The sequence below is a fragment of the Dietzia sp. DQ12-76 genome, from assembly GCF_014145045.1.
In the GTDB taxonomy this organism is placed as follows: domain Bacteria; phylum Actinomycetota; class Actinomycetes; order Mycobacteriales; family Mycobacteriaceae; genus Dietzia.
Genome location: NZ_JAALDV010000341.1, coordinates 1 through 2,518, shown reverse-complemented (window position 1 = coordinate 2,518; position 2,518 = coordinate 1). Strand labels below are relative to the sequence as shown.

The following is a 2,518-nucleotide window of genomic DNA, read 5'->3' as shown; positions in this document are numbered from 1 at the left end:
CGGGGGGTTCTGTGTCGGGGAGTTCTGGGCCGGGGTCGCCCGGACCGGCGTCTCCTGCGCGCCCGCAGCCGGAGGGACGACGAGGCCGGAGCCCACCATTCCCACCACGAGAGGGGCCGCCAGGAGGGACGCCCACCGGGTGCGGGGGCTCGCGTGTGCGCTGGGGGTCGCCATGTGAGGTTCTCTTCCTTGCCGCGTCGTCGCCGACCGTCTCGGTGAACGGGCCGCGGAGAGCGACCCGGACAGCTTCTTCCCGGGGCCCTGGTCCGTCGTCCGCCCGCGGGCTCCCCTCCCGCGGCCGAACCCGGTGGTCACGCAAGCGACCGGGGCCCCGCACGAGAATCTACGCACGGGGCCCCGGTGTGACGGGTGAGGACTCGCTGAGCGGAGCCCGATTCGTCGGCTATCCGGTCGTGATCACCACGCGAAGGCGTTCATCACGGGCAGGATCTGCGCCGAACGGGCGGCGATCAGGTCGTCGTTCCAATAGCCCCAGCCGTGGATGCCGGTGGTGCGGTAGTCGAACGTGGCCTGGTTCGGACGGGCGTTGAGGGTGTTCTGGAACGCGATGGTCGATCCGCGCGACAGGCCCTCGAGGATGATGCCATTGAACGTGTTGAACACGGCCTGCAGGCTGGAGGGCTGGTCGTACTGCCCGGGGATGGCGGACCCCGCGGTGATGTACATCGGGATGTCGCGCAGCTTGTCCGCGTTGAGCAGCGGGTCGTTCTGACCCCAGCGCGGCGAGCCCGGCAGGCCCCACATCGCGAACGGGTCACACTTGCACTGGTCGAACATCGCCAGCGGGATCATGGTGTACATGCCCGGTGCGGTGGGGTTCATGTAACCGGAGAACACCGAGACCTGCTTGAACTGGTTGCGGTGCTTGGCCGCGAGCATCGCGGCGGCGGACCCGCCCATGGAGAGCCCGGCGATGGCGTTGTTGTCCGTGCGCACACCGAAGTGGGCGTTCAGGTACCCGGGCAGCTCGCGGGTCAGGAAGGTCTCGTACTTGTACTCGAGCAGGTTTCCGCCCAGGTTGATGGGCCGATCCCAGTCGGAGTAGAAGGAGACCTGGCCGCCGACCGGCATGACCAGGGTGATGTTGTCCTGGAGGAAGATGCGCTGCGCCTGGGCGTCGCGGGTCCACGCGTTCCAGTCGTCCCGCGCACGCAGACCGTCGAGGAGGTACAGGCCGGCGTTGCCGCCGAAGCGGGCGGGCTGGACCTGGACCTTGATGTGGCGGTTCATCGCCGGCGACCAGACCTCGCAGAGCTGGACCCACGAGGCGACCGGATCCCAGCTACAGCCGGGGCGCAGCCAGTTGCGGAACCCGACCGGGTTCTCGTCCCCGGCGGCCGGCCGGAACGCGGGGGCGGCGTTGGGGGCATCGCCCGATCCGGCCGATCCTGCTGATCCGGCGGAACCGAGGCTGGCCGATGAGCCCTGCTCGGTGGCCTGGGCGCCGGCGAGGGCGGGGGCGCCGACGACGAGGCCTGCAGCCGTCGCCAGGGCGGTGAGCCCGGCGGCGAACTTGCGCCGGAGGGTGGTCTGGGACATTCGTGGGTTCCTTTGTTCGTTCCTGGTGCCCTCAGGTCTCCCGGGGCATCGGTGACGTCCATCGGACCGGCCCCACCAGGGGAGGACCGGAACTGCGACATCGTAACTGTCGCTCAATCTGGGACAGGTGTTACAGGTCGGGGACCTGATCGATCTCCTACTGTTATCGATTCGAGATAACAGCTGGGGCCACACTACCGAGTGCCCTGGTACTTCTCCACTTTCTCAGGCATCGGCAACCCGCACCTCTGCACCTCGTACGCAGGGATTCTGTTGATGCGGTACTCGGCGAATGAGAATGCATTAACCAGGTTGGACCAGCGCTTCTCCAGCGTCAAGGGCCCGGTATAGGAGTCGATCAGGGCCTGGGTGGCAGGACACGTGAGTGCCACCTCCGCCTGGTTGACCCAGTTCACGTCGATCCACCGCGGGAAGTTGACGGGATCCTCGATCACCCCGGTGCGCGCGAGCACCCAGTCGTACGGCAGGAACTTGTCGTGCCCGATCCGGCCGTCCTCCATCCGGTCCGTGTGCGCGGCCAGGGGGGAGGCCAACCCCACCGTGTCGTAGACGTCCACGTCGAGCGGGAGGTTCATGCTCGTCATGCCCAGGTTGAGGAACACCACCGTCTTGAGTGGGTCGTCCGGCAGTTCGAAGGGCTCCAGGCCGGGCATCGGGCGGTCGTAGGCCACCACGTCCCACCGGTCCTGGAAGCCCGGAACCGGGAGGAAGACCGCTCCCGTCCGGTTGGTCGAGACGTCCCGCACCAGGGCCCGCATCCGCGGGAAGTCGAGGTAGTCGTCGGCCAGCAGCGGATGTCGGTGGCCGGTGCGCTGGATGTAGTACTGCCGCTCGTCGACGATCCCCGCGGCGGTGATGGTCTCCGGCTCGTCCCGGAACGGGTCCTGGACCACCTCGACGGTCACCGCCCACCCGACGACGACGAGCCAGGCACCGG

At 68.2% G+C, this 2,518-nt stretch carries 1 protein-coding gene and 1 pseudogene; both read right to left on the bottom strand.

Going from position 1 to position 2,518, the window contains the following annotated elements:
- Window positions 1–417: 417 nt before the first annotated feature.
- Complete coding sequence (locus G6019_RS11770; protein ID WP_182613358.1) at window positions 418–1,560, bottom strand: alpha/beta hydrolase; 1,143 nt, start codon at window positions 1,558–1,560, stop codon at window positions 418–420.
- Window positions 1,561–1,754: 194 nt separating this feature from the next.
- Window positions 1,755–2,518, bottom strand: a pseudogene (locus G6019_RS11765) (arabinosyltransferase); the annotation flags it as partial.

Coding starts and splice junctions, on each gene's coding strand:
- G6019_RS11770 (WP_182613358.1), bottom strand. CDS start 1,560: ATGTCCCAGACCACCCTCCGGCGCAAGTTCGCCGCCGGGCTCACCGCC.